Below are 26,239 nucleotides of genomic sequence, written 5' to 3'. Positions count from 1 at the left end.
GTCGGATTATTGATTGCTTCCCTGGTGTTAGAATTTGCCGCCCGCAATCAAGACAAATAGAATATATAGAGTATCAAGCACAACTGGGTATATTAAACCCTGGTTGTGCTTTTTTTATTTGGCACTATTGCAGGACCTGTTTCAGTAGTGTAAAATAATATTTGTACGACCGTTGTACGTAACCTGGTATAACGAATAAAAAAAAATAAAGAGGGATAGGAAATAATAAAGATGGCAGTTATAAAGTTATAAGATATGTGATCGAAGTGGAGGGTGACATGAGATGAAATACGAGTATGTAAAAACTCGAGAAGCTGTTGGTATGGTGATTCCCCATGATATAACAGGAATCAAACCTGGTGAATTCAAGGGAGCTAAATTTAAAAAGGGACATGTCATTACCGAACAGGATATTCCGGTATTACTTTCTTTAGGAAAAGAACATATCTATTCAATGAAATTAGAAGACGGAGAGGTTCATGAAGACGAGGCCGGAACCCGCATTGCCCAAGCTGTTAGCGGTCACGGGATTGCCTTCAAGGGTCCGGGGGAAGGGAAGGTAGATCTATTGGCTGAAGTCCCCGGATTATTGAAAGTAAATGTATCTTCTTTAACTCGGATTAATGCTTTGGATAAAGTGATTTTGGCTTCATTACACAATAATACTCCGGTAAAAGAGGATGGAAAACTTGCCGGTACCAGGGTGATCCCCCTGGTAGTTTCAGAACAGGTAGTCCAAGAAGTAGAAGAGATTTGCCGAGAAGAGGGCCCTGTGATTTCAGTAAAACCCTTTGAAAAATTGGAGATGGGTGTTTTGGTAACAGGTCAGGAAGTTTATCAGGGGCGGGTAGAAGATGCCTTCTATCCCGTACTGAAAGAAAAAGCCAGAGAGCATGGTTTGACAGATCCTCGGGTTTGCTACGCCCCTGACGATCCTTGTGAAATCAGTACTAATATTCAGGCCTTGATTGATCAGGAGGTCGATTTAGTAGTGGTTACAGGGGGAATGTCCGTTGATCCCGACGATGTTACTCCCAAGGGGATTCGCATGAGTGGTGCCCAAACTATCAGTTATGGAGCCCCCGTGCTTCCAGGTGCTATGTTTTTGATGGCTTATCATCCTGGGAATCAGGCGAAAGAGGCCAAACTAGGAGAAAACAGACCAAAGGCAAAGGATTCATTTGATGTATCTAATTCAGGTGATGCAAAAGATCCAGCTAATCCAAGTCACGACAGGAAAGAAGTCGGAGCTGATAAAGTTAACTTCAGGGAGAATCCCAGGGAAAATCCAAGGGAAAATCCCAGGGAAGTTCCCAGAGAAATTCCCGTAGTAGGCCTACCTGCCTGTGGCATGTTCTTTCAAACTACCGTTTTCGATTTAATTTTTCCCAGGTTGTTGGCAGGGGAACGGGTTAGTTCAGAGGAAATCGCCGCTCTTGGTCATGGCGGTCTCTGTCTTCAGTGTGAACAATGCAAGTATCCCAACTGTCAATTTGGAAAGGGGAGTGTATAAATATGAATAATCGAGAGTTTTACCAACTAGTGATCGATGCACTTAAGGAGAAAACTCCGTGTGCAGTAGCAACAGTAGTAAAATCATCTGGTTCCAGTCCTGCTAGAGAAGGAGCTAAAATGCTGGTTTATGAAGATGGCAGCATTGCAGGTACTGTAGGCGGGGGTGCTCTAGAGGCCAGGACAATAGAAGAAGGTCTTAATTGCATCCAAACTAATCAACCTAAATTTTTGGACTATAGTTTGAGCAAAGGAGAGGCTTCAGAATTGGGAATGGTTTGTGGTGGTAATGCCAGTATTTTCGTAGAACCAATGTTGACATCTCCCGAACTGGTACTAGTAGGGGCAGGTCATATTTCCCAGGAAGTGGCTAAGCTGGCTCAGAACTTGGATTATCAGATCACTGTAATGGACGATCGGGCGGAATTTGCCTCTCGAGAAAATTTTCCCGGAGCCCATGATATATATTCCGGAGAAATTGAAGAAACTCTATTGGAGTTTTCCATAGGGCCAAACACTTACATTGTAATTGTGACTCGAGGACATGCCCACGATCAAAAAGCCCTGGAAACGGTTTTAGATTCTCAGGCGGCCTATATTGGCATGATTGGCAGTAAAAATAAGGTGAGAGAAGTGGTGAACAGTTTAAAGGATAAGGGTTACAGTCAGGAACAGATTGATAGGATCTACGCACCTATAGGCCTTGATATAGGTGGGAATACTCCTCCGGAGATTGCTGTCAGCATTATTGCCGAGATTCAAAAGGTCAGATATAAGGGGGAGGGCCGAAATGATAAGTGAGCCAACTACAAATGAGCCAACTATGAGTGAGTCAACCATGATTGAGCCACCCATGAGTAAGCCAACCAACGATATTTATGATAACTTGGTTTTGATAAAAGGTGCCGGTGATCTGGCTACAGGAGTAGCTCACAGATTATTTCGGGCCGGAATACCTGTAATGATGACTGAGATTTCCAGACCTACTGTGGTGCGAAGAACGGTAGCCTTTGCCGAAGCCGTCTTTGATGGAAGTGCCCAGGTGGAGCGGGTTACTGCCAACTTGATTCAAAAGCCAGAAGACAGAACAAAGGTATTGGAGGCGGGGGAGATCCCCCTGTTGGTTGATCCAGAGCTTAACTGTTTGGAAACAGTCCGGCCCCAGATTTTAGTGGAGGCCACCCTGGCGAAAAAGAATACAGGCATATCTAAGGACGATGCTCCTATAGTCATTGCCCTGGGACCTGGATATATAGCTGGTCAGGACGTGGATGCCGTGGTAGAGACCAAGAGGGGCCATTATTTAGGACGGGTTGTCTATCAGGGAAGAGCCCTTCCCAATACTGGAGTACCGGGAGAAGTTGCGGGTTACACCCGGGAGCGGGTACTGTATTCTCCTGGAACCGGAATGATAGAGAACTTTGCTAGGATTGGTGACAAAGTAGAAGCCGGTGAGCAGGTGGCTTTGGTGGAGGGCCAGCCCATTAGAGCCCAAGTATCGGGAGTATTAAGAGGTATGATCAGACAAGGTCTAAAAGTGAAACAAGGCATGAAAGTAGGGGATGTTGATCCCCGGGCCGATGTGGAACACTGCTGGACCATTTCCGATAAAGCCAGGTCTGTTGCCGGTGGGGTACTGGAAGCTAGCCTGGCCCTGTCAAGATCAAAAATCTAAAGGATCTAAGGATTTAAAGAATCTAAGAATCTAAAGGAAATCTAAATGGATCTAATGAATCTAATTGGATTGGATATGAAGGAGCTGATTTCGTGATCAATATTAAGCTAGTCAAAAAACTACCGGAATTCCAATTAAACGTAAATTTTCAATCCCAGTCCTCCTTGATCATGCTGGAAGGCCCTTCGGGTTCTGGTAAAAGTACCCTCCTGAATTGTATCAGTGGTATAGAAAATCCCGAATCCGGTGTTATAAGTATTGATAATAGCACCTTTTTTAACTCTCAAACAGGAGAGTACTTACCACCGGCCCAGCGTGGAATTGGCTACTGTTTTCAAGATTTTCGTTTGTTTCCTCACAAGACGGTCAAAGAAAATATTCTATACGGAATTAAATCCAAAGCCAGTAAATTAAGGTTGGCGAATTCCCAAAAAAATAGTAATCAAGAACTACTAGATTATATAAACAGAAATTTAGAGATTTCCCAATCACTACTGGAGAGATATCCATCTAAATTATCCGGTGGCGAGCAGCAGAGGGTAGCCCTGGCTCGGTCACTGATGAGAGGAACAAACTTGCTTTTACTAGATGAACCATTCAACGCCCTAGATAAAAAATTGCGCCAACAGGTGATAACCTTTGTCCAGGATTGGATTAAAGAGTTTGGGATTCCGACCATTTTAGTATCCCATCAAAATGATAGTAGATATTTCCAAAATGTTACAGGAACCTTGGTGCAAGGTCACTACCACTATGGGAAACTAACCTGGGCCTCAAGTGATGCTGCAAGTTGTGTAGGTGATGGCAAAAGTGCTATATAAAAAGTTGGTAGTTATGTTTTTGGTTTTAGCACTCCTATTCGTTGGATTGCTTGGTTGTACTTTGCAGGAACAGATAGACCCATTCTCCTTTTTAAGATCTTCAACATCCACAGATAGAAATAATCAAACCAGCCAGGGTGGTCAGGAGTTCATTATTTACTGTGCTGCTACTGTCAAAGCTCCTGTTACTGAGTTGTTGGAACAGTACCGAGAAAAGCAGAACCAGACTAATGACCCGGACCAAATCAAAGTAGATCATACAGAGTTAACGGGCGATCAAGGTAATGAAATACAAATAATCTATGGTAATAGTGGAGAACTCCTGTCCCAGTTGCAGTCAAGTCCGGGTGGAGGAGTTTATATTCCAGGGGATCCTCAATTTTTGGATAAACTAGCTCAAATGTCCGTAAATAGCCAGTATGATACCACGGATAAATACACCATGGCCGAGCATTATCCGGTTTTGGTAACTAATGATGAACTAGGAGATCAGTTAAAATCCCTAACTGACCTAAAACAGTTGGATCCTGAGGATGACAATGCCCCCAGCTTTTTGCTGGTAAAACCAGATCTCAGTGCCCTGAGTGACAGTAGTGAACGCCTGATTGAAAATGCCGATCTAACTTCCCATGTAGAAGAGAATTTAAGGGGGCGGGTGGGAACTGCTAATCAAGTGCCCATGTATCTCAGTCTAGGCATTGGAGATATAGGTATCACCTGGTCCAGTAATTATCTTCGCTTTCAAGATGAACTATCTTTAATAGAATATCCCAATGAACTGATCCGAACAGTACCCATAACGGGGATGGCTGTAGCTGAAGAGGGAGATGATCAGGCCCTGGAGCGAAAGCAGGCTTTTTTGGAGTTCTTGGTATCTGATGAGGCGTCACAGGTTTTTGAAAGACATGGTTACTAAAGAATTCATTAGGAAAAAGAGATGAACAATAAAAATCTAGGTGAAAAAATGGAGTTGAAAAGCTTATAAAATAATTTAGGAAAAAAATAGAGAGGAAATAGTAGGTGAAAAATATGCGGTTAATCAGTTTTAGGAATAATTATATAAAGATCATATTCACAATAATACTTGGGCTATACTGTGGTCTATTGCTGCTAACTTACGGTCAGTTATTCCGTGGTTTTCATCTCGGGAACTTTTTTCCACTTTTAGTAAGTGATGAGATCCTGTTTTCTATTGGCTTTAGCCTGGCTACATCGTTGTCAGCCTTGTTGCTGTCTTTTTTAATCGGAATTCCCTCGGCCTATATTCTGGCTCGGGAAAACTTCCCAGGGAAAGGTATTTTGGAGTCATTTTTATACCTACCCGTATTTTTACCACCTTTGGTCAGTGGTTTGGCCCTGGTATTGCTTGTATCCCAGGGAGCGGGAGGTTTTTTGGAATCAAGAGGAATAGAGTTTATGTTCAGCTCATTGGGGGTAGTAACCGCCCAGGCATTTATTGCAACACCTTTAGCAATTAGATCCTTTCAAACGGCTTTTCAGAGTGTTGATCCTAAATTGGAGCAAGCAGCAGAAAGTCTGGGTGACTCTCCTGGAAAAGTGTTCTATGAAATTACATTTCCCTTGGCATGGAAGGGGATTTTAACTGGATTACTTTTAGCATGGGCCAGGGCTTTGGGTGAGTTCGGAGCTACTATCATGCTAGCGGGAGCTATAAGAATGAAGACAGAGACATTACCTATATCAATTTATTTAAACATGTCCCTGGGCAACTTAGAAAATGCTATAGCTGTAGGTATATTAATGCTGATTATTGCTGTAGTCATTTTAACTATTTTTCACTATCTGATCGGATTTTCCTCTATCAAAAATAGGCTTCCTTACAGATAACAAATAACAATAATAGGTATAATAGGTAACAAATAGGAGGCATAACCAACCAACCATAACCATAACCATGAGTCTTTAATACAGCTTTGATTAAAGATATAGGATGAGGGTGGTGATTCCGGTGGTAGGCTCAAGAAAAAGCCATATCTATAATGATGCCAATCACTTAAAAACTCAATGGAAAAATAAAAATAAAACTGGAATTGAAAACGGAACCGATTTACTTTCGGCCCTGGATTTACATGAACATGAGAGGGTGATTGGTGTCATAGGGGGCGGTGGCAAAACATCGCTTTTATACCGTTTGGGCAGTGAATTGCATAAAAAAGGGGATTCAGTGCTTCTAACTACTACCACCAAGATGTTTTTTCCGCACAACCGAGCTTTTGATGGATATCTAATTACATCTAGATATACAAACTTTCATAAAGGCCTGAAAAGATTCATCAAACCTTCTTCCTTAGCTCAGGTCAGTGCAAAACAAAGTGTAAAACGCAGTGCAAAGCAAAACGTAAAACGCAGTGTAGAACAAAATGTAGAACGAAGCGTAAAGCAAAGTGCTAAGCAAATTTTTGCAGGACAGGCAGTGAAAAAAGATAAAGTGACGGGAATTTCCCCTTTTTGGATAGATCGGGGCAGGGATTACTTTTCCGAACATGATCTAAAGATTCTTGTGGAAGCAGATGGTTCAGCTCGGCTGCCCTTAAAACTTCACAATAATTTCGAGCCAGTTTTACCTGCCAGTTGTGATCTGGTGATAGTAATGGCGGGTATAGATGCCCTGGGTAAACCTCTAGATCAGGTAGTGCACCGATGGGAACTGGCCGATGAACTATTAAAACAAACACCGGAAAATGACCTGGCTCCAGAAACAATAGTAGATTCCGAATTGTTTTCGAAAATTGTTTTGGCTGCTGGTCATAGAGCTAGAAGCCAGGTTAAAAGTTCAGCCCGGATAATTCCGCTGATAAACAAGTTGGATATTCTGCAGGAGGGCTTTGAAATTGAAGAGAATGGAAAAAATGTCGAAGGGCTGCAGGAACTATTAGACATTGACCGTAATTTGACATCACAAGAGTTTTCAAAGAAACTTTCAATGGAGAGGTTTCACCATGTACTGTGGTGTTCCCTTAAAATGGATGGCTGTAGACACGTAGATTATAAATATGAGTAAGGAATAGGAAGGAATAGTAAGAAAATAGGAAGGAAAATAGGAAGGAAAATCAGGATTGAAAGGCGTGAGCCCTATGATTTCAGGAGTAATATTAGCAGCAGGAACTTCCTCTCGCATGAAGAATAATGGCTCCAATTCCAGCCAATCCAAAGCCCAATCCAAAGCTCAATTCAATGCTATCAATGATTTCAATGCTACTAACGAATTTAATGATCCCAGTAGCCCCGAAAGCCACAAGCTCTTACTTCCTTTAGGAGAAAAGACGGTGATTGAACATACCGTGGATAATGCCAGTTATTCAAATTTGGATGAACTGATTGTAGTCACTGGCCACAAATCACGGGAATTAAAGGACCTTTTTTGTAATCGTTCAAATCTAAAGCTGGTACACAATCCGGAATATCAGCACGGACAATCGACTTCCATGAAGACAGGAATAACATCTGTATCTCCTTCTACCCAGGCCATAATTTTTTTCCTGGGAGACCAACCCTTTATTCCTTCAGAACTTGTCAATCAGATGATTGCCCGATTCAAAAATTCAAGCAATTGTAACTGCCAGATCATCTATCCGCTATTTCAGGGAAAGAGGGGTAATCCTGTTTTATTTGCCCACAGTTTATTTTCTCAGCTGATGTCTGTAAGTGGTGATCGGGGAGGACGTCAGGTTATGGAAAATATCCCTCCAGAGGCTGTTTGCTCCCTGCCAACCAAAAAACCAGGGGTCCTATTTGACCTGGACAGTCCCCAGGATTATCAAAAGGCAGTGGAGTTTTATAAAAGGCACTTGTAATTCGACAGTTCGAAAGTATTAGATGTACCTAATCTAAGCAATTTTTAAGTGAAATTGAAATTTTACAGTTATCAACATTCAAATTTTATATAGCTTCTTCAAACTAAAAACAGGACCTAAGACTCAAGGCAAAGTAGGACTGTCATACGAAGATATTAAAATGTGTTCTAATTTGATCCAATCTATCCACTCCAATCTAATCCAACTCGTTTCCAGATCTCAATTTGGTTGTTTATTAACAAAGAAATGTCTTTGACATACTAATAACACAGTTAAAACAGTGGAGTTCTGCTTGATTTATAGATTTATAGAGTTAGTCCTCTGGAGGAAAGGATGTGGAAATTGGAAGTTTTTTTATTATTCACCTTGTCGTGGGTCTGTTTGTTCTTGATAGTATTCTCTCTTTTATTGATGAATGATAAAAAACAATACTTGCGGTATTGGTCGATTTCTTTGGGAGTCATGGCCTTATGCTATTTGAGCGGTTTTTTATATGTAAATGTAAATTCTAAATATATAATCCCTGCTATATTTATTTTTTTAATTCTTGGGACCTTATTTTATAATAAAGGAGTCTATAGCTACTGGGAAATTAAATATCCTAAACCATTGTATTTTTTGGCTGGTGGAGTATTCTTCTTGGCTTTGTCGGATTTGACATTATCGGAAGCAATTGAACCGGTGTCTGGTGGACTGGTTTCAACACTGGTGCTCTACTTTTTTTATGGCTTCATTGTATATAGAAGGTGGCAGAATTTTCATTAAAAAAGGTGATTTTCACTGTCAAGTAGTTGGGGGATTGTCAATTCTGACAGGAATATCTGGTGTTATAAACCCTATTGCTGTAGGTCAGTGGTGGTACGACCCTTGGGTTTTTTTGATCACATTTGTATTGAATTTAGCCCTAGCCCTAGGAATTTTATGGCTCTATATGAGAAGGTTAAATCAAGACTTGTTAGAGCTAAACACACGCATGCAAAAGCACATTGACAAACTAGAGCATTTGAGCTTACACGATCAACTGACAGGTATCTATAACAGGGCTTATTTTGAAGAGGAACTTGAACGACTGGATAACAGTCAGGAGTATCCTGTGACTGTTATTTCTTTTGATGTGGATGGTTTAAAGTTAATTAACGATACCATAGGACATGAGCAGGGAGATGAGCTGATTAAAACTGCAGCTAAAATTATTGATAAATCCCTAAGGTCTTCAGATATTTTTGCCAGAGTAGGGGGAGATGAGTTTGCAATTTTACTTCCCAATACAAATAATTCAAATGGGGGCAAGGTGGTCAACAGGATTTTAAATAACATTCAAAAATATAATCAGAAAAATGGTAAGCTACCCGTTCAAATATCAGTGGGTAAGGCAACGGCAAGTTATCCTGAAGAATCATTAAAGGGTGCTTTGACTGAAGCTGATAAAAATATGTATCAAAATAAAATGCGAATTGAATTGAGGGACAATTCACCCCTTGTGAATCTATTTATCAAACGACCTCTTGAAAGGGATTATTCAACTACGGATCATGCTAATAGAATTGGGGAATTAGGTAAGGAACTGGGCAGGAGATTACAGTTATCCCAAGACAGCTTAATGAAAATTGATTTACTGGCTAAAATACACGATATTGGCAAAGGTGGCATCCCCGATGGAATCTTATTCAAACCTGGACCTCTTGATAAGAGAGAATGGGAAATAATGAAACAACATTCTGAAAGAGGTTATAAAATTGCTTTATCGTGTCCTGATTTGATTGATGTAGCAGACTTAGTGTTAAAACATCATGAAAGTTGGGATGGAACAGGTTATCCCCTGGGATTAAAAGAAGATGAAATCCCCATAGAATGTAGGATTCATTCGATAGTTGAAGCTTATGATGCTATGACTAGAGATCGACCTTATAGGAAAGCATTATCACAAGAGCAAGCTCTGGAAGAACTTAAGCGCTGTAAGAGTGGGCAGTTTGATCCTAAAATTGTAGAGGAGTTTCAGGCTATTTTATATTTGAAAAGGAGCTGTTAGCTGTGAAATATAAAGTTTACTCAAAGGTTTGGTTGGAAAATCAAAATGGGAGAGTTTTTGGGGACGGGCCGGCCAAGCTCCTGGAGTATATCGAAGAGTTAGGATCACTTAGAAAAGCAGCAGGTCATATGGAGATGTCTTATTCCCAGGCCCTGAATATAATTAAAATGATTGAAGAAAATTTGGGAAAATCAGTTATTTTTAGAAAAACCGGTGGTCCAGAAGGTGGAGGCTCATTTCTAACAGAGCACGGGAAAGAGCTTCTGGAAAAATATCGAGCCTTCAGGTCAGAGTTAACTGCTAGCATGGAACAACTTTATGAAAAGCATTTTCATTAAATTAAGTAAAATATTAAATTAAGTAAAAGTTAGTATTGATGACTGTAAAATTTTATTTTTCCCATTAAAAAAGCCCCGGGGACAGCAAATTGCTGTATCACCCGGAGCTTTTTAGTGTAAGTGGAGCTTTAGTTAACCAGAGTTTTAGTGTGGATCAGGAGTTTTAATTTGTATCAGGATTACTCTTCAGGGAAATATAATCTTCCGTCACTATCCCATTCATAGCCGGCATCTTTTAAGATTTCTCTTGCTTTATCGATATCAAAAGGATATTCTTTTACATCGTCATTTTTCCACATTTCATTACCTGTTGAAATAGTCTGACCTGCACCTGCTGGATCTCCATAACCGTACAAGAGAACGTCTACAAGCTCATCTAAATCGATGGCATGAGCAGCGGCTTGTCTTACGGCTTTATCGTTAAAAGGCTCTTTGTAGTTATTGAGGCCAATGAAGTCAAAGCCGATATCGGGTTCTCTAACTACTGTTAAATGATCAAGATCTTCTGCTTGTTGAACGTATTCAGGGTCAAAAGTGTTTTCGTTTACATCGGCCTGTTGGTTCTCCAGGGCACCGAAAACTCCTTCAGAATGGCTGTACTTGTCGTATCTGATAGCTTCCACATCGATATCATCAGCTTTGAAGTAATCATCGTTTTTAACAATTCTGATGTACTCGCCTCTTTCCCAATTGTCAAATTTGAAAGGACCGCTTCCGATAGCTTCGGCATTGTCGAACTGAGAAGGATGATCTAAATTTTCTTCTTCCATAACATCAGCCCAGATGTGTTCTGGTAAGATAGGAATTTGACCTAAAGTATTGGTTATAAAGGGTGCATAAGCTTCTTCTAAAGTAAATCTGATAGTTTCATCATCGTCCATGAGGTCTACTGTTTCAATTGGGTCTAAAAAGGCTTGGAAATAAGGTATGCCTTCTTCAAACATGTAGTCGAAAGTAAAGACAACATCTTCTGGCCCAAGTGGTTCTCCATCGTGGAACTGTAAATCATCTCTCAAGGTTACATCTATTACTTCACCGTCTTCGCCTTCTACTACGTTGATTTCTTCTGCTGCCCAGGGTTGGGGCTCAAAATTCTCATCTAATCTAACTAATTTGTCGTAAACAAGTCGTAAAAATTTCCATTCGTAAACTGTCTCTGCCGCAAAGGGGTTAAATGTATCCAAGTTTGCGGAGTTAGCTATTACAAACTCTGCATCATCTGTTTTGGGAGTAGCCTCATAGGGGAACTGTTCGTTAAAGATACCTTCTCCCGCCATACTTGGTAGATCTTCCCATCGCTCATTGTTATAACCTTGAATTTCGTCTCTGTAATATAGGGTGATATCAGGAACTTCTTCTGCCAGGACTTCCTGGGCCTCAAAGACGAGTTCTTGTCGCTTTTCTAGATCCATTTCCGCTCTTTGTTTCGAAACAAGTTCATCATACTTTTCATTTTTGAAAACACTACTGTTGTTACCGCCATCTACAGCTTGATTGGAATGATATAAGGAATAAAGGAACATATCAGGGTCTGATCTTGATACTCTACCACTCCAACCTAGAATATATGCTTCGAAATCCTTATCTTCGGGGGCAGCCAATACTCTGTTGACTAGAGAGTTAAACTCTCTGGTTTGAATATCTACTTCTAAACCGATTTCTTCCCACCAGTCAGCAACTAGCTGTACTGCTTCATTTCTTATCTGGTTATCATCAGCAGTGGATGAAACAAATCTTACTTCTGGAACCTTTCTATCTGGGTCCAAATCATCAGATGCGTCTGGATCGCCACCGTCTCCACATCCGATTACTAACGCAGTAGTAACTATTAAAACTGCCATGAGTACTGAAAATTTCTTAAAAAATTGTCCTGCATTTTCCATAATTTGACCTCCCTCTAAATTTAAATTAATTAGATAATCAATCATAATACTTTATACGTTTGAATCTATCGTTAACTTTCTGTTCTTAACAGCCTAAATTCTTTTACAGGTTTACGGGCTATCACCTTCTTTCCCTATCAGGATACAGGCAGCATAATGCCCTTCTTTCACTTGACGGAGCTCGGGATCTGTTTCCTTGCACTCCTCAGTGGCTTTATTACACCTGGGCCAGAACCGACAACCGCTAGGAAGATCGATCTGGTCAGGGAGCTCCTCTTCGATATCTGCACCTTCCCTGTCCATATCTGGATCGGGAACTGGAACCGAGGATATCAATGCCTGGGTATAAGGATGAACTGGATTGTCAATGACATCGTTAGTGGGACCGGTCTCTACAATTCGACCTAGATACATGATGATAGTGCGGTCACAGATGTATTTGATTGTAGACAGGTCATGTGAAACGTAAAGCATGGATAAACCCATGTCCTCTCTCAACTGTTTTAACAGATTCAAAACTCCAGCTCTGATGGACACGTCCAGCATGGAGACTGGTTCGTCGGCCACCATCAAAATGGGATCCAGGACGATGGCCCTGGCAATAGCTACCCTCTGCCTTTGACCACCGGACAGTTCATGGGGAAAGCTGTTCATGTATTTTTCAGCCGGGCGGAGTTCTGCTCTTTCAATGGCGTCCTTAACTTTTTCATATCTTTGTTCTGGATCTTTATAACCGTGAATTAACAAAGGTTCTTCAACGGTTCTTCTAATCGTGAACCTAGGATTTAAAGTTTCGTAAGGATCTTGAAAAATCATCTGGCAAAGCTTTCGAAAATTCTTCAATTCTTTTCCCTGGAAGTTAGAAGTATCTTGGCCTTGATAAAGTACCTGGCCTGATGTGGGCTCTTGAAGCCGAGTCACTATTTCCCCGGTAGTAGTCTTACCTGAACCACTTTCACCGGCTAGGCCAATAATTTCCCCTTCTCCTATAGAAAAGTTAATTTCATCAACTGCTTTGACATACTTGGTTTCTTTTTTCATGAGAGAGTACAGGAAACCGCTGTTTACGGGATAGTATTTTTTTAAATTTTTGACGTCTAGCATATTCATATCAGACTACCCCCTTTTTCTGCTGTCTGATTTTGACTTCATCCCAAGTTGTCTTTTGACTGGCTCTGTCGCGGAATTGCTGGTAATATTCTGCATAATGGCATGATACATAATGGCCTTTTTCCACTTGTACCGTCTCGGGTTCTTCCGTTTCACATTTTTCATCACAGAAGGGGCAGCGGTCATAAAACATGCAACCAGCAGGTGGTTCCACCAGATTTGGTGGGAAACCAGGGATTGAGATCAGTTCTTTTTGATCTAATTGAATGCTGGGAAAAGCATTTTGAAGTCCCATGGTGTATGGATGCCTGGGATCTTTAAAGATCTTGGAAGTAGGCCCCAGTTCCATGATTTTACCGGCATACATGACACAAGTACGTTCACAAGTTTCAGCTACCACAGAGATGTCGTGGGTGATAAATACCATGGAACTTCCGTGGCTCTTCTGGATTTCCACAATTTTATTTAGTATCCGGTCCTGAACAACTACGTCCAGGGCTGTAGTCGGTTCATCGGCAATAATTAAACCGGGATCGAGACAAAGTGCCATGGCTATAATCGCTCTTTGTTTCATCCCTCCGCTCATTTGATGGGGATAGGCTGATAAACGCTTTTTTTCCAGCCCTACAATGTCAAAGAGTTCTTCTGCTCGGTTCATAGCTTCTTTTTTGGGCATTTTTTCGTGGGCCCTAATGGCTTCTACAATCTGATCGCCTACTTTGTATACTGGATTTAAAGCACTCATGGCACTTTGAGATATCATCGAAATTTCTTTCCAGCGTGTTTTTCTGATTTCTTCTGTTGTCATGGCGGCCAAGTTTTGACCTTTATAATTAATGGAACCACCTGCTATTCGTCCATTTTTGGGTAGCAGACGGATGATGGATTTGGCAGCCGTAGTTTTACCACAACCACTTTCTCCCACCAGTCCCAGGTTTTCACCTTCTGGGATATCAAAGCTTATATCGTCTACAGCTTTTAAATCGCTGCCTTTAGTGTCGTAATAAATTTTGAGATTTTTTACTTCTAATAGTGACATAATTTATCGCCTCCTTAACCTGGGATTGACTGCAACTTCTAGAGCCCGGGATGCAAAGAAAACTGCCAGTAGGGTCAGGGAAATTGCAACTCCCGGTGGAATTACCCACCACCAGGCCCTTCTAACCGCGCCTGATACAAAGGCATTTTGAAGCATTTGGCCCCAGCTGATGGAGTCGGGATCTCCGAAACCGATAAAGCTGACACTGGCTTCTGCCAGTATAGCCCAGGCCATCATTAGTGACATTTCTAAAAGTACCAGGGGCAGTACATTTGGTAAGATATACAAATATATAATGCGAAGATTGCTGGCTCCTGCTACCCTGGCTGCCTTGACATAGGGGCGCTGTACCACTGTTAACACCTGAGAACGAATGATCCTGGCTACTGTTCTCCAGGTCAGAAGAGAAATAGCTAAAATAATATTCCCCAGGCTAGGTTCCAAAAGTGCCACCAATATGATGACAAAGGGGATAAAAGGTATGGCATACATAATATCTACTATCCTCATGAGCAGGTTGTCCACCCAGCCTCCATAATAACCGGCGAATAATCCCACGTGGGTTCCAATAATTGTTACAAAAAATGCAGCCAAGATACCGACAACCAATGCAATTCTAGATCCCATAATCAACTGACTCATTACATCTCGTCCGTAATTGGTTGTACCCAAGGGATGTTCCCTGGATGGGCCTTCGACCCTTCTAATTTCCCCTTCTGAATCTCTGTGCATTTCATCGGTGTCATGTGGGGCTAAAATAGGGGCGAAAGCAGCTATTAAGATAAAAAATATTAACATGCCGATTCCCACAAAGGAAATTTTGTCTTTAGAAAGTATGTCATATGCTGATCTGAAAAACTTTAACAGCGTATCCAATTGTCTGTCACCTCGCTTTTAAAAATATCTGTTTTTATTTGATGTTTTAATTGTAAACAACCCTTGGATCTAGGTAGCCGTACAACAGATCAGCTAGGAAGTTCATAAGCATAACCAAACTGGCCATCATTAAAAAGGATGCCTGGGCTACTGGATAGTCGTGCCTTTGAGCTGCCAGGACAATTTCTTCTCCCAGACCGGGCCAGCCAAATACGTATTCGATTAACACCTGACCTCCTACGGCCATTCCCAAGAATAATGCTCCCTGAGTTACAACAGGTAGTAACGCATTTCGCGCGGCATGGACGTACATAATCCTAACTTTTTTTAATCCCTTAGCGTCGGCCATTTCCACAAAATCTTCTCCCATCACTTCCATCATGGTATTTCTCATTATCAATAGGGGTTGGGCAAGAAAATATAGAGCCGAGACTGTCATAGGTAATATTAAGTGACGTAAAAAGTCCAAGTTAAAAAATCTGTCTAAAGCTCCTTCGGCTACGTAGCCAGCTGTTCTCATTCCCGAGTGGGGAAGCCATCCTAAATGAAAACTAAATAACATAATAAAAAGCATTCCAACGAAAAAGGGTGGTAAGGCCCTGAAAATTAAAGCTGCACTGATACCGAATGTTTCTAGTTTAGACCCTCGATACCAGGCCATGAGTACTCCACCAAGGATTCCAATGACATAAGCTACAATCATAGCCGATAGCATTAGGATCAAGGTGTTTCCAATTTTTGCGCCAATAACAGAACTTACTGGTGAGGAATAATGGAATGAATACCCAAAATCCAATTGAAACAGGTTTACTAAATAATGAAAATACTGTTCGTGTAGTGGCCTGTCCAGCCCAAAGCGCTCAATTAACATTTGGGTTGCTTCCTGGGACCAACCTGGTTCTATCATTGCCGTAGTTGGGTCACCGGGAAGCAATCTGAACATGAAAAAGATTACAGTTGCCACTACAAAAATGCTGATAATCATTTGAATTAATCGCCTGAGTATAAATTGCTGTGTACCCAAGAAATTCACCACCTTTATTGATTTTAGATTTAGCCTAGTCCCTTCCCTTAATCATTTAGTCAAGTAACAGTTTAACTCACTAACACTTTATAACGTTAATCCGTTAGACTAATACAAAAAGCCTTCGACAGTCGGGTCCATTTAATGGAACCTACCGCCGAAGGCTTTTATCCTCACGGTGTGACATCTTCAATATGATGTCTTGTACCACTTGGACCAGGCACCAGAACACGTCTGGCCGGAACCCTAGGTACACTCCCATACAATTTTAAAAGATTTTGTTGTGACTAGCTGGTTGACAATTTTAGCATAATTTAGTTGCAATCCCTAAATATGCCATTATGAAGGGCTGTGTAGGCCTTGGCTTAATATATTATTTAGTATTATAGACCACAGGCTTTAACAAAGTCAAGGGATAAAGTTTAAGTTTAAATATTTAGACAATTGTTTTATATGATTTCTTTTTTTTGGAAATTAGCGATAAAAAAAGGATTTGAAGACAAACTGTCGAAATGTTATCCCGAGATGTTTCTTGATCTTTTGACTTTACAAGTCAACTATCACCTAATAGTATATAAAACTGACATGATCCAACGAAAAACTGACAGGCGGGAGTGGATGAACTTTGATAGAAATGTTTGGAGTGAGCAAGTATTACGACAAAAATGTAGAAGCATTAAAGGATATTAATATAAAAATAGATAAAGGTGAGTTCGTATTTATTGTAGGCCCCAGTGGGGCTGGGAAATCCACTTTTATCAAAATGCTATATCGGGAAGTTTTACCATCAACGGGTAGAGTTGTTGTCAATGGTTGGGACGTTACTAAAATGAAGCGACGACAAATTCCCCGTTTACGGCGTTCTATTGGTGTAGTTTTTCAGGATTATCATCTATTACCTGATAGGACAGTTTCCGAAAATGTAGCCTTTGCCATGAGGGTGGTAGAAGCAGCTCCCCGGGATATCAAGACAAAGGTTCCGAAACTGCTGGATATGGTGGGCTTGAGTCACCGAAAAGACTACATTGTGTCCAAGCTGTCCGGTGGTGAAAAACAGAGGGCTGCCATAGCTCGTGCTTTGGTAAACCAACCATCTCTGTTAATAACAGATGAACCCACGGGTAATTTAGATCCCGAAACCTCTCAAGAGATTATGGAACTGCTTCAAAAAATTAATTTACAAGGAACTACAGTAATAATGGCGACTCACGACCGTGAAATTGTAGATCGGTTAAAACAACGAGTAGTTAGAATCGACGACGGCCAAATAGTCCGGGATATGGTAAGGGGTGGTTATGGTTATGAAGTTTAGAAGCTGGGCCTACTTTTTCAGTGAGGCCTTTAAAAGTGTGTTTCGAAATGGTTGGATGAGCTTGGCTTCCATAGGGGTAGTTACAGTCACCCTATTGATGCTGGGTGTCTTTATGATAATTAACCAAAATGTGGAGTACATTACTGAAGAAGTTCGAGGACAAGTTGAAATAGCTGTATGGCTAGAAGATGATCTGTCTTCTCGAGATCATGACGATATTAGGACAAGCCTTATAAAAATATCCGGTGTGGAAAAGGTTAAATTTGTTTCTCAAGAGGAAGGTTTGGACCGGATGAAGGAACAGATGGGCGAATCGGCTGTCCAAGGTTATTATGACGAACCGGATCAAAATCCTTTACCTGATATGTTTGAGGTTAATACTGTATATCCTGAAGATGTACCTCGGGTAGCAGATGAAATTTCACAGATTTCCGGAGTCGATATGGTGGATTACGGCAGTGAAGTGGTCGAAACCCTTTTTGAAGTTACGGGTATCATTCGCTATGTTGCCTTTGGGCTTATGCTGGCATTGGCTTTTACAGCAACTTTCTTGATTTCTAATACTATTAAGTTAACTGTTTATGCCCGTAGTGAAGAGATTAAGATAATGAAGCTGGTAGGAGCTACCAATTGGTTTATCAGGTGGCCGTTCCTTCTAGAAGGTTTATTGCTTGGGTTTTTAGGTTCTGCCATACCAGTAGTGATTTTGAGATATGGTTACAGTTACTTGAGCGAATGGGTTTACAGCAATGCCGGTTTTATCAATTTACAACCACCAGAGGCTATTTTTGAAAGTATGGATATTGCCTTGATCCTTCTAGGGACCTTTTTGGGAGCTTTAGGTAGTATTGCATCTTTAAGGCGATTTTTGCGAGTTTAAAAATCATACAATCAGCTTATCAAAAAAGCGGGAAAGTAAAGGGGGCACGCCGGGGTGAATAATTTTAAATGCAGTAGCATCAAACATCGTAGGGACAGACAGTTTATATTCTTTTCCCTGATTGCTGTATTTATACTAACTAATATAGTAATTACAGAAGCTTCTTCAGAAGATGAGGATATTCAGGAAAAGATTCAGGAAATAGAACAAGAACGACAGAGCCTAGAAAGTGAAATGGATGAGCTAGAAGAAAATATTGAGCATTTACAACAACAGGAGCGTGAAGTCGTTCAACGGATTCAGGAAATCGATTACAGATTGAGCCAGCAAGAACAAGAGCTCATTGAATTAGATAACGAAATTGGTGAAACAGAGGATCAAATTGAAAAAACCACCGAGGAGCTGGAACAGGCGGAAGAAGAATTGGAAGAAAAGGAAGAGTTCCTGGGTACCAGGATGAGGGCTACATATAAACAGGGTAATGTTTCCTACTTAGAAGTACTTTTTGAAGCCCAGGATTTTATTGACTTCCTATCCAGGCTGACTTATGTGCAGTCAATAGTAGATAAGGATTTAGAATTAATTGCTGAGGTTGAAGAAGAACGAGATCGGATTCAGGCCAAAAAAGAAGAATTGGAAGAACAGAAGGAAGATCTACAAACATTGTACGCAGAAGCTGAAGAGAAAAAACAGGAGATTGAGCAGAATCGTCAGGAACAACAGAGGCTTCACGCGGAATTGGAAGAACAGCGAGAACAGGAACAGGAGCTATTAAGACAAAAAGAAAATGAAGCCGATCAGTTATTAGAGGCTATTCGGGATTTACAAAGCCAGTCAGGCGAAATGGTTACACCTATAGAATGGCCTGTGCCTGATTTTGGTAGAAACTATATCACATCACCCTTTGGAAATAGGACCCATCCTATTACCGGACGTGAAAGTTTCCACAGCGGTTTAGACATTGGAATTGCTCATCATCGCTGGCCGGGCTCTAATCAGTATCAGGGGAATCCGGTTAATGCAGTATCAGCTGATTCAGGTGTAGTAATATATGCAGGTATTATGGGATCTCTAAATTCGGGTTATGGCCGTATTGTAATTGTCGATCACGGTGGGGGATACTCAACTTGGTATGCACATCTTAATTCCATCCTCGTATCCGAAGGGGAAGAAGTATCTCGTGGACAACCTGTTGGTTTAATAGGTTCTACAGGCAGCAGTACAGGACCACATCTCCACTTTGAGGTGCGGAAAAATGATAATCCTCAGAACCCCTTGGAGTATCTGAATTAAGTTAACTTATAACATGACAAATCAAGCTGGTTTATGATAAAATAAATTTATAAACTCAAAAGTCGGCTTTTAAGGCCGACTTTTTGAGTATTGTAAGATTATTCAGACAATAACTGGAAGCGGGGGCTGATATACTTGCGCATACGGACAATTTTACTGATTGTATTTTTGTTAATATTTACTAACCTGGTAACATTTATGGGTGCTAGTGCTTTTATGGAAGATAATACTCAGAGTCAGGTCAAAGAGAATGCAGATATCTTCGAGGAATTTGACTCAGAAGGTGATTTGGAATTATTAGAAGATGTACTTGGCATTTTAGAGAATAAATACCTGGAAGAGGTAGATCGGGGAGAATTAATGGAAGGTGCCCTAGAAGGCATGCTAGAAACTTTGGATGATCCCCAGACTAACTATTTAACTCCTAGAGATTATCAAGATTTAATGGTTCGAACTGAAGGGAGTTATGGCGGTATCGGAATTGAAGTCTTTATGGATGAAGATTATGTGACAATTGTTGCACCTATTTCTGGTACACCAGGTGAAGAAAAAGGATTGCGGTCCGGTGACCGAATTATATCCATTGATGGAGATGACATTGTCGGAATAGACCTACAAGATGCAGTAGATAAAATGCGAGGAGAACCAGGCTCTACAGTTGAAATAGAGATTGAACGACCTGGCTTGGATGAAAACATGGAGTTTGAAATTACAAGACAGGATATTGAGATTGAAACAGTTAACCATGAAATGAAAGAAAATGATCTAGGTTATATAGAGATCACTAACTTTTCTCAAACCACAGGGGAGGAATTCAGTGAAGCCATTACGGAGCTTGAACAGGGAGATATGGAAGGGCTAGTTCTAGACTTACGGGATAATCCAGGTGGTTTACTTAATGCCGCTATAGAAGTGGGACAGGAAATAGTTCCCGCAGGTCCAATAGTCCATGTGGTAGGACGTCAAGATACATTAGAAACCCATGAATCTTTTGGTGACGGTGTAGATTATCCTATGGTGGTTTTGGTAAACCAAAACAGTGCCAGTGCTTCTGAAATCTTGGCAGGTGCCCTGCAGGATACTGAAACTGCTACCATTGCCGGTTCAACAACTTTTGGAAAAGCATCAGTGCAAAATGTGGAACCTTTAGCTCATGGCGGTGCCCTTCAATATACCATGGCCAAATATCAAACACCCGATGGTCGGGATATCCATGAGGAAGGCCTCAACCCTGATGTAGAGATAGACCCACCTAAAATTTTGGAACTAACGCGACAGCCTATTAGTACTGATCTATCCATGGGGGATGAAGGAGAAGAAGTTGAAACCTTACAATCAATTCTCAAAGAACTTGACTACTTTACTGAAGAAGTTACTGGTGAATTCGATGAACACACCAGAGATGCTCTAGAAAAATTCCAGCAGGCCCGTGGTATATCAGCTACAGGTGAAATGGAAGATATGGTGATTCGTGAATTCCATGATATGATTGAGGAATACTTGGAAGAAGATGACGAAAAGCTAGAGCGCGGTCTAGAAATATTACTTGAAAAAGTAACTGAATAATAGAGGAAAGTAAGTATATATAATTTAATTCAAAAAGTCGGCTTAGATGCCGGCTTTTTGATTATTTTAGTAGATAGTTGAGAATTAGCAGGAAAACTGGCATTAATAGACGAAATTATGGATATACATGGTATAAATGTGTCTTTTTTTGGTTAGCGGGTGCTGGAAGTTTAATTGCCCGGGAAATAATGTTGAGATAAGAGAGGTTGAATAAAATGCAGGATTTTAACTTGATAACATTACTACAACTCCTTGGACAAAGTTTAGTGATGCCTCATCTGCCGGTACTTTATATTCTAGTTACACTGTTGGTATTTCGCCAGTATCGGCGTTCAGTCAAGATGGAACAAAAATTGTTTGGGAGAATAAAAAACAGTCCCGTGAAATTAACTCTTTACTCCATAGGTTTGGGAATTATTGCGGGTTTATTTGCCAGTATTATATTAATCTTTTTCGGAGTTAACTTGATTGAGTTGGGAATCCCCTATGTATGGGCCATGGTAATTATACTCTTACTTTTTCATCCAAGATATATGTGTTTTGCCTATGGCGGGGGTGTTATCGGCTTAATCAGCTTGATACTGTCCCAACTTGCTCAATATTATCCGGAGATTTTAGAGTTTTGGATTGTCAATGATCTAGTCAGAATCAATGTACCCGCACTGGTCACTTTAGTAGCAATTCTTCACTTAACAGAAAGTTTTTTGATTTTGGTCAGTGGACATATAAGTCCAAGTCCTATTTATGTCAGACACGAACAGGAAGGGATCGTCGGAGGGTTCAGCCTGCAAAAATTTTGGCCTCTTCCGGTTATGGGGATAATCGGCTGGTATTATCCAGAAGCTAATATTGACTTTGCCATGTCCATGCCCGATTGGTGGCCTATCGTGGGTTCTACCATTACTGCTCCTGAGGGATATCAAATGATGTATCAATTTTTACCTGTTGTTGTTGGATTGGGATATGGAGATATGGCCATATCCAGCAATCCCAAGGCCAAGAGTAAGAGTTCCGCCTTTAACCTGGCATTGTACAGCATTACTTTATTAGTACTGGCTGTAATATCCTCTTATTACGGTCCCCTAACCTGGTTGGCGGTATTGCTGCTACCTTTAGGACATGAAGCCATTATTATTGTCGGTAACTCCCGGGAGTTTTCTCGTAAACCCCTTTATTCACAACATGATCGAGGTATTAAAGTCCTAGATGTACTCCCTAATAGTGTAGGTCAACACATGGGGCTGAAATCTGGAGACGTGATTTTAAGTATTAATAATATTCCCGTCTCCAATAAGCAGGACTTATTGACAAATCTCTATCAAAGTCAACCCTATGTACGGATGAATGTGGAAACTCTGGATGGTGAACAAAAATTTGTAAAAGCCCCTCTGTATGAGCACAGTACTCATTTGGGACTGATATTGTCACCAGAAACCGATGGTCATGGTAACAGGTATATAAATCCAGGGGGCAAAAATAGATTTGAAGGATTATTAAGAAAGCTATTGGGTAAAAGTAAAAAGAAAAATGGATAAAATTGGTTTTGTTTGTTGTCGACGATTTGTTTAAAGACTGGAGGAGATAAAGGTGCTCAATGAACTGGTACCGGAAAGGGTTTATGTTTATCAGGCTCCGACAAATACAGGCTTGATTATCAATAAAAACGAACAAACTGGCATAATGGTGGATAGTGGTCTCGATGATTCTCAAGCGAGAAAAGTATACCGCCAGGCCAGTAAAGAGTTAAATGTAGAAGTTAAGGGAGTACTTACTACCCACGCCCATGCCGATCACTGCGGAGGTCATCACTGGTTACAGAAGCAGGGTGTTCAGGTATTGGCTCCTCCTTTTGAAAAAGCCTGGGTCCGTCATCCTGTATTAATGCCCTACGGACTTTTTGGAGGAGTACATCCTCCAGAATATTTGCGTAATAAATTTGTGTGGGCTCAATCGGCCCAAGTTGATCACGTGTTGGAAGTTACTGCCGAGTGGCAGTGGGAGGAGTATTACGGCATTGACTTTCAAGTGATTTCTTTGCCAGGTCATACTGAAGGACAAATTGGGATTAGCCATGGAGGAGTAGCTTTTATAGGTGATGCCTTATTTACTCCTCAGGTCCTGGAAAAGCATAAACACTTACCTTTTAATGTCAATTTAGAGCAGGTTTTTAACAGTCTAGAATCCGTTGAAAATATTCATGATAAACATATTGTCCCCGGCCATGGCCCAGTTTTAGCTACTGGAGAAGAACTATCCCAGGCAATTTCCCAGTACCGGAAAGTTCTATCACAAAACCTGGAACAGGTGATGGATCTAATTAAAAAACATGGAGAGTCCATGACCGGAGAAGAGATTTTGGCTAAAATATTAGTAGAGCGCGGTTGTCAGCAGTTGGATAAAAGCCTGTATTTGTTATTCCGAACTGCAGTCACAGCTATGCTGGCATATTTAGAAGATAAGGAAAAAATTGAGTCCTATGTTTGTGAAGGAAATTTAGTTTATGATAGTTTATAATAAGTGATTAAGGATAGTCTTTAATTAATCTTCTACCTGTCACAGGGTGAACCGCACTGGGAACATTCCTTTCTTTCACCTGCTAGGGCAGGTTCTTTTTTTAACTCTTTAATTAGGTTAAAGGCCTTTTCAATCTGATCCTCTTCACCTTCAATAGTGAAAGTACAGGCACCTTCCGACCCATGGATTCCTCCAGAAGCTACATGGGTGGCCTTGACATCAAATAATAGTTCTAGAGCTTCTACCTCTGTAATAACTTTGCCGTTAGTAATTGCTAGCATGCCGCAAGCCATACCGATTCTTTTATCGATAGTATCAATTCCAAGGGATTCGGACGCTTCGGGTACGGAAGGGATCAGTTTTTCCCTACCTACCGGAATGATTAAGTGACAGCCTCTGGCAGTTAATAGAGGGTAGATACTCATTGTGCCCCCTACATCACTGCCCAAGAGCACTCCAGCATTGTAATCGGGGTCTAGGGCATTGGCTCCTTTGATAAAGACATCATTTCCCGTGAATCCCTTGACGGCATCCATCAGGTTTTCTTGGGTCACTTTTCCATTATTAAGGAGCATGGGGGATAGGCGTTCATGACCTGAAGTGGTACATTGAACTCCCTCTGTGATAATTCCTGCAGTATAGAAACCTTTTTCTAATTGTTGCCCTGTTAGTTCTTCTGCTATATAGCCATTAGTAGTGCCCCCGGCAAGGGCAATCTTTCCTTCTTTTAAGGCCTGGTTCAACTCTGGAAGTTGTGAGACTCCTTTGGCAATCAGCCGTTTTGACTCATGAGATTTTAAAGTGAATAAACTTTTCAATTAAGATACCTCCTTGATTCTAAATTATGGTAAACTATAATTTGGGATGGATAAAGATAAATACTGATATATATCTTAAATAATGATTTGGCGACAGTTTTACTGTTTTCCTGCAACTATCTACAAATCAAAGGAAGGGACTAACAAATGCGAGGAATCTTGACAAAGTACAATAAAACTATTGAACATTTAAAGAGAATTCTATATCTGGGAATTATTACTACATATATCGGGGGAGTTTTCGTCTATCCCGAACTTCATATATTAACATCCGCTTTTTGTTTATTTGCTTTGATTATCTTTTTGCCATCTGTGCGGGGAATTACCCTGGGTTTATCCCTTAGCTTTATTGTCTTAGGGATATTAGTATTATTGGGAGAAGGTGCTCCCTTAGTCAGTTATTTTAGTTCATTGCGCAGAATGGCCAATATTTTAACTATGGTTACATTAATCAAAGTTCTGGGTATTCCCATGGATTTAGGTGGTTATTCCAGTGAAATCAAAAGCTTTGTCAACCGGGAAATTAAAGGGGAAGGTTTCTTATATATTATTGCGACAGTGATAGCGTATATGATTGGTGTCTCAATTGTGGTGGCCAGTGTACCTGTCGTATATTATACCATTGAGCGTGCTGTCAGGAGTGTTAGCCGAACTCCCGAAAAATTCCTGTCAATGGCTATCAAGCGGGGACTGTTCCTGGCCTTGTTGTGGACACCTGCCTCACCACTGATGGCGGTATCTTTAGATGCCTCGGGTGCTAGCTGGGCAAATGTATTTTTTCCTTGTATTGTAGTGAGTATTTTGGGGCTTTTATTGGCTTTGATTATATATCGACCCGGTAGATCTACTGAAACATCCAATACCATAACAGAATCCCAGGCTTCTCATTTAGCAAGCTATCAATTCGAATCTGAAAGTCAACAAGGTACATTATCAATTTTTGCATCTTCTCTAATTAAAAAGTTAATAATTATATTATTTTCTCTTATATTAATATTGGTATTTCTAGAAGCACTGCTTCCCTTTGGAATGCTGGACCTGGTTATAGTAGTAGCGATTATATTTGCTGGGGGCTGGAGTTTGGCCCTTAATCAAGGTAGGGCATTTTATATCAAATCTAAAGAATTATTTTATGACTCACTGCCAAATTACGGTCAGCAGGTTGTTTTATTTCTCGGTGCTGGTTTTTTTGCCGGGGCCATTGGGGAAAGTGATCAGTTAATGGCCAATTTTTTAGAGATTATAATTAGCGGCACAGGTACCGTAGGGATACTTTACCTTATTCCAGTCCTAATTATCTTACTGGCTATTACCGGTATTCATCCTCTAATAACCATAACGGTTCTGGGTGAAGGTTTAGGGGCTTTGGGTAATGCTGTACCAGTTTCGTATTTGGGTTTTGCTTTTGTTTTAGGCGGTGCCCTGGCGTTACTGATATCCCCCTTTTCTGCAGCTACTTTAATTACGGCTGAACTGGTACATAGAACTCCTTTTAAAGTAGGAGTTGTTTGGAACGGATTATTTGGGATCTATGTGTTGATTATAGGCTTACTTGCCTTGACATACTGGGTAGTGGTATAATTAAATTTGGGGAATTTTTCAAAAATTAACAGGATAATGGATTTTATTCAAGAATATATAATATATAAGGGTGATTGTCTTTTAATTACTTTAATATCATAAAGTGGTCGATATATCAATTACTGCTAATGCTCCAACATTATAATGAACACG

Annotated in this window: 24 protein-coding genes; 18 read left to right on the top strand and 6 right to left on the bottom strand. The window is 40.6% G+C overall.

Going from position 1 to position 26,239, the window contains the following annotated elements; all coding sequences use genetic code 11:
* The first annotated feature begins 283 nt into the window (after positions 1-283).
* The 11 genes from NTHER_RS11245 to NTHER_RS11195 all read left to right on the top strand — a co-directional run bounded on the left by NTHER_RS11245 (position 284) and on the right by NTHER_RS11195 (position 10,190).
* The gene (locus tag NTHER_RS11245; RefSeq protein WP_012448630.1) at positions 284-1,513 is read left to right on the top strand and encodes a molybdopterin-binding protein; all 1,230 of its coding nucleotides are present in this window, start codon (positions 284-286) and stop codon (positions 1,511-1,513) included.
* 2 nt (positions 1,514-1,515) lie between these two features.
* A complete protein-coding gene (locus NTHER_RS11240; protein WP_012448629.1) occupies positions 1,516-2,313 on the top strand; it encodes an XdhC family protein in 798 nt (265 codons plus the stop codon).
* A complete protein-coding gene (yqeB, locus tag NTHER_RS11235; RefSeq protein WP_012448628.1) occupies positions 2,303-3,187 on the top strand; it encodes a selenium-dependent molybdenum cofactor biosynthesis protein YqeB in 885 nt (294 codons plus the stop codon). Before NTHER_RS11240 ends, yqeB begins: the two co-directional genes overlap by 11 nt.
* A 92-nt stretch (positions 3,188-3,279) precedes the next feature.
* Positions 3,280-4,008 carry an ATP-binding cassette domain-containing protein gene (locus NTHER_RS11230; RefSeq protein WP_012448627.1) on the top strand — a complete coding sequence of 243 codons (729 nt, stop codon included), beginning with the start codon at positions 3,280-3,282 and terminating at the stop codon, positions 4,006-4,008.
* On the top strand, positions 3,998-4,924 hold the full coding sequence (locus NTHER_RS11225; protein ID WP_012448626.1) for a molybdate ABC transporter substrate-binding protein: 927 nt from the start codon (positions 3,998-4,000) through the stop codon (positions 4,922-4,924). Before NTHER_RS11230 ends, NTHER_RS11225 begins: the two co-directional genes overlap by 11 nt.
* A gap of 188 nt (positions 4,925-5,112) precedes the next feature.
* Complete coding sequence (locus NTHER_RS11220) at positions 5,113-5,856, top strand: ABC transporter permease (protein ID WP_158438264.1); 744 nt, start codon at positions 5,113-5,115, stop codon at positions 5,854-5,856.
* A gap of 121 nt (positions 5,857-5,977) precedes the next feature.
* On the top strand, positions 5,978-7,030 hold the full coding sequence (gene yqeC / locus NTHER_RS11215; RefSeq protein WP_012448624.1) for a selenium cofactor biosynthesis protein YqeC: 1,053 nt from the start codon (positions 5,978-5,980) through the stop codon (positions 7,028-7,030).
* Positions 7,031-7,094: 64 nt separating this feature from the next.
* A complete protein-coding gene (locus tag NTHER_RS11210) occupies positions 7,095-7,823 on the top strand; it encodes a nucleotidyltransferase family protein (protein ID WP_012448623.1) in 729 nt (242 codons plus the stop codon).
* Positions 7,824-8,234: 411 nt separating this feature from the next.
* The gene (locus NTHER_RS15960; protein ID WP_158438262.1) at positions 8,235-8,588 is read left to right on the top strand and encodes a hypothetical protein; all 354 of its coding nucleotides are present in this window, start codon (positions 8,235-8,237) and stop codon (positions 8,586-8,588) included.
* Positions 8,548-9,852 (top strand): bifunctional diguanylate cyclase/phosphohydrolase, encoded by a 1,305-nt coding sequence (locus NTHER_RS11200; protein WP_012448621.1) that lies wholly within the window; start codon positions 8,548-8,550, stop codon positions 9,850-9,852. Before NTHER_RS15960 ends, NTHER_RS11200 begins: the two co-directional genes overlap by 41 nt.
* A 2-nt stretch (positions 9,853-9,854) precedes the next feature.
* Positions 9,855-10,190: a winged helix-turn-helix domain-containing protein gene (locus NTHER_RS11195; RefSeq protein WP_012448620.1), complete on the top strand. Its 336-nt coding sequence runs from the start codon at positions 9,855-9,857 to the stop codon at positions 10,188-10,190.
* Positions 10,191-10,369: 179 nt separating this feature from the next.
* Here NTHER_RS11195 and NTHER_RS11190 read toward each other — a convergent pair whose 3' ends face one another.
* The 5 genes from NTHER_RS11190 to NTHER_RS11170 form a co-directional block, all read right to left on the bottom strand.
* A complete protein-coding gene (locus NTHER_RS11190; protein ID WP_012448619.1) occupies positions 10,370-12,073 on the bottom strand; it encodes an ABC transporter substrate-binding protein in 1,704 nt (567 codons plus the stop codon).
* 111 nt (positions 12,074-12,184) lie between these two features.
* On the bottom strand, positions 12,185-13,183 hold the full coding sequence (locus NTHER_RS11185) for an ABC transporter ATP-binding protein (RefSeq protein ID WP_012448618.1): 999 nt from the start codon (positions 13,181-13,183) through the stop codon (positions 12,185-12,187).
* Position 13,184: 1 nt separating this feature from the next.
* Positions 13,185-14,222 (bottom strand): ABC transporter ATP-binding protein, encoded by a 1,038-nt coding sequence (locus NTHER_RS11180; RefSeq protein ID WP_012448617.1) that lies wholly within the window; start codon positions 14,220-14,222, stop codon positions 13,185-13,187.
* A 3-nt stretch (positions 14,223-14,225) separates the two neighbouring features.
* Positions 14,226-15,098: an ABC transporter permease gene (locus NTHER_RS11175; RefSeq protein ID WP_012448616.1), complete on the bottom strand. Its 873-nt coding sequence runs from the start codon at positions 15,096-15,098 to the stop codon at positions 14,226-14,228.
* Between the two features lie 46 nt (positions 15,099-15,144).
* Positions 15,145-16,131 (bottom strand): ABC transporter permease, encoded by a 987-nt coding sequence (locus NTHER_RS11170; protein ID WP_238526158.1) that lies wholly within the window; start codon positions 16,129-16,131, stop codon positions 15,145-15,147.
* Between the two features lie 625 nt (positions 16,132-16,756).
* Here NTHER_RS11170 and ftsE point away from each other — a divergent pair.
* The 6 genes from ftsE to NTHER_RS11140 all read left to right on the top strand — a co-directional run bounded on the left by ftsE (position 16,757) and on the right by NTHER_RS11140 (position 23,687).
* Entirely contained in the window at positions 16,757-17,434 is a 678-nt protein-coding gene (gene ftsE, locus NTHER_RS11165; protein WP_148206929.1) for a cell division ATP-binding protein FtsE, read from the top strand.
* Positions 17,424-18,314, top strand: coding sequence for a permease-like cell division protein FtsX (ftsX, locus tag NTHER_RS11160; RefSeq protein WP_012448613.1), 891 nt, complete (start codon positions 17,424-17,426; stop codon positions 18,312-18,314). Before ftsE ends, ftsX begins: the two co-directional genes overlap by 11 nt.
* Before the next feature lie 54 nt (positions 18,315-18,368).
* On the top strand, positions 18,369-19,607 hold the full coding sequence (locus NTHER_RS11155; protein WP_012448612.1) for a murein hydrolase activator EnvC family protein: 1,239 nt from the start codon (positions 18,369-18,371) through the stop codon (positions 19,605-19,607).
* Positions 19,608-19,742: 135 nt separating this feature from the next.
* The gene (locus NTHER_RS11150; RefSeq protein ID WP_012448611.1) at positions 19,743-21,173 is read left to right on the top strand and encodes a S41 family peptidase; all 1,431 of its coding nucleotides are present in this window, start codon (positions 19,743-19,745) and stop codon (positions 21,171-21,173) included.
* A gap of 215 nt (positions 21,174-21,388) precedes the next feature.
* Entirely contained in the window at positions 21,389-22,708 is a 1,320-nt protein-coding gene (locus NTHER_RS11145) for a PDZ domain-containing protein (RefSeq protein WP_012448610.1), read from the top strand.
* A 52-nt stretch (positions 22,709-22,760) separates the two neighbouring features.
* Positions 22,761-23,687 (top strand): MBL fold metallo-hydrolase, encoded by a 927-nt coding sequence (locus tag NTHER_RS11140; protein WP_012448609.1) that lies wholly within the window; start codon positions 22,761-22,763, stop codon positions 23,685-23,687.
* Positions 23,688-23,719: 32 nt separating this feature from the next.
* Here the strand turns inward: NTHER_RS11140 and NTHER_RS11135 are convergent, their stop codons facing one another.
* Positions 23,720-24,505 (bottom strand): hypothetical protein, encoded by a 786-nt coding sequence (locus tag NTHER_RS11135; RefSeq protein ID WP_012448608.1) that lies wholly within the window; start codon positions 24,503-24,505, stop codon positions 23,720-23,722.
* Positions 24,506-24,652: 147 nt separating this feature from the next.
* On the opposite strand from NTHER_RS11135, the gene NTHER_RS11130 reads away from it, so the two are divergent.
* Positions 24,653-26,086, top strand: coding sequence for a hypothetical protein (locus tag NTHER_RS11130; RefSeq protein ID WP_012448607.1), 1,434 nt, complete (start codon positions 24,653-24,655; stop codon positions 26,084-26,086).
* The last annotated feature ends 153 nt before the right edge of the window (positions 26,087-26,239 follow it).

The sequence above is a fragment of the Natranaerobius thermophilus JW/NM-WN-LF genome, assembly GCF_000020005.1.
Taxonomy (GTDB): domain Bacteria; phylum Bacillota; class Natranaerobiia; order Natranaerobiales; family Natranaerobiaceae; genus Natranaerobius; species Natranaerobius thermophilus.
The sequence above is the reverse complement of the archived record's forward strand: the minus strand, read 5'-3'. Positions and strand labels throughout refer to the sequence as shown.

Bases quoted from the DNA above. Each gene is read 5' to 3' on its own strand.
- NTHER_RS11190 (WP_012448619.1), bottom strand. From the start codon at position 12,073: ATGGAAAATGCAGGACAATTTTTTAAGAAATTTTCAGTACTCATGGCA.
- yqeB (WP_012448628.1), top strand. From the start codon at position 2,303: ATGATAAGTGAGCCAACTACAAATGAGCCAACTATGAGTGAGTCAACC.
- NTHER_RS11245 (WP_012448630.1), top strand. From the start codon at position 284: ATGAAATACGAGTATGTAAAAACTCGAGAAGCTGTTGGTATGGTGATT.
- NTHER_RS11200 (WP_012448621.1), top strand. From the start codon at position 8,548: ATGGCTTCATTGTATATAGAAGGTGGCAGAATTTTCATTAAAAAAGGT.
- ftsE (WP_148206929.1), top strand. From the start codon at position 16,757: ATGTTTGGAGTGAGCAAGTATTACGACAAAAATGTAGAAGCATTAAAG.
- ftsX (WP_012448613.1), top strand. From the start codon at position 17,424: ATGAAGTTTAGAAGCTGGGCCTACTTTTTCAGTGAGGCCTTTAAAAGT.
- NTHER_RS11130 (WP_012448607.1), top strand. From the start codon at position 24,653: ATGCGAGGAATCTTGACAAAGTACAATAAAACTATTGAACATTTAAAG.
- NTHER_RS15960 (WP_158438262.1), top strand. From the start codon at position 8,235: ATGAATGATAAAAAACAATACTTGCGGTATTGGTCGATTTCTTTGGGA.
- NTHER_RS11180 (WP_012448617.1), bottom strand. From the start codon at position 14,222: ATGTCACTATTAGAAGTAAAAAATCTCAAAATTTATTACGACACTAAA.
- NTHER_RS11145 (WP_012448610.1), top strand. From the start codon at position 21,389: ATGCAGGATTTTAACTTGATAACATTACTACAACTCCTTGGACAAAGT.
- NTHER_RS11240 (WP_012448629.1), top strand. From the start codon at position 1,516: ATGAATAATCGAGAGTTTTACCAACTAGTGATCGATGCACTTAAGGAG.
- NTHER_RS11185 (WP_012448618.1), bottom strand. From the start codon at position 13,183: ATGAATATGCTAGACGTCAAAAATTTAAAAAAATACTATCCCGTAAAC.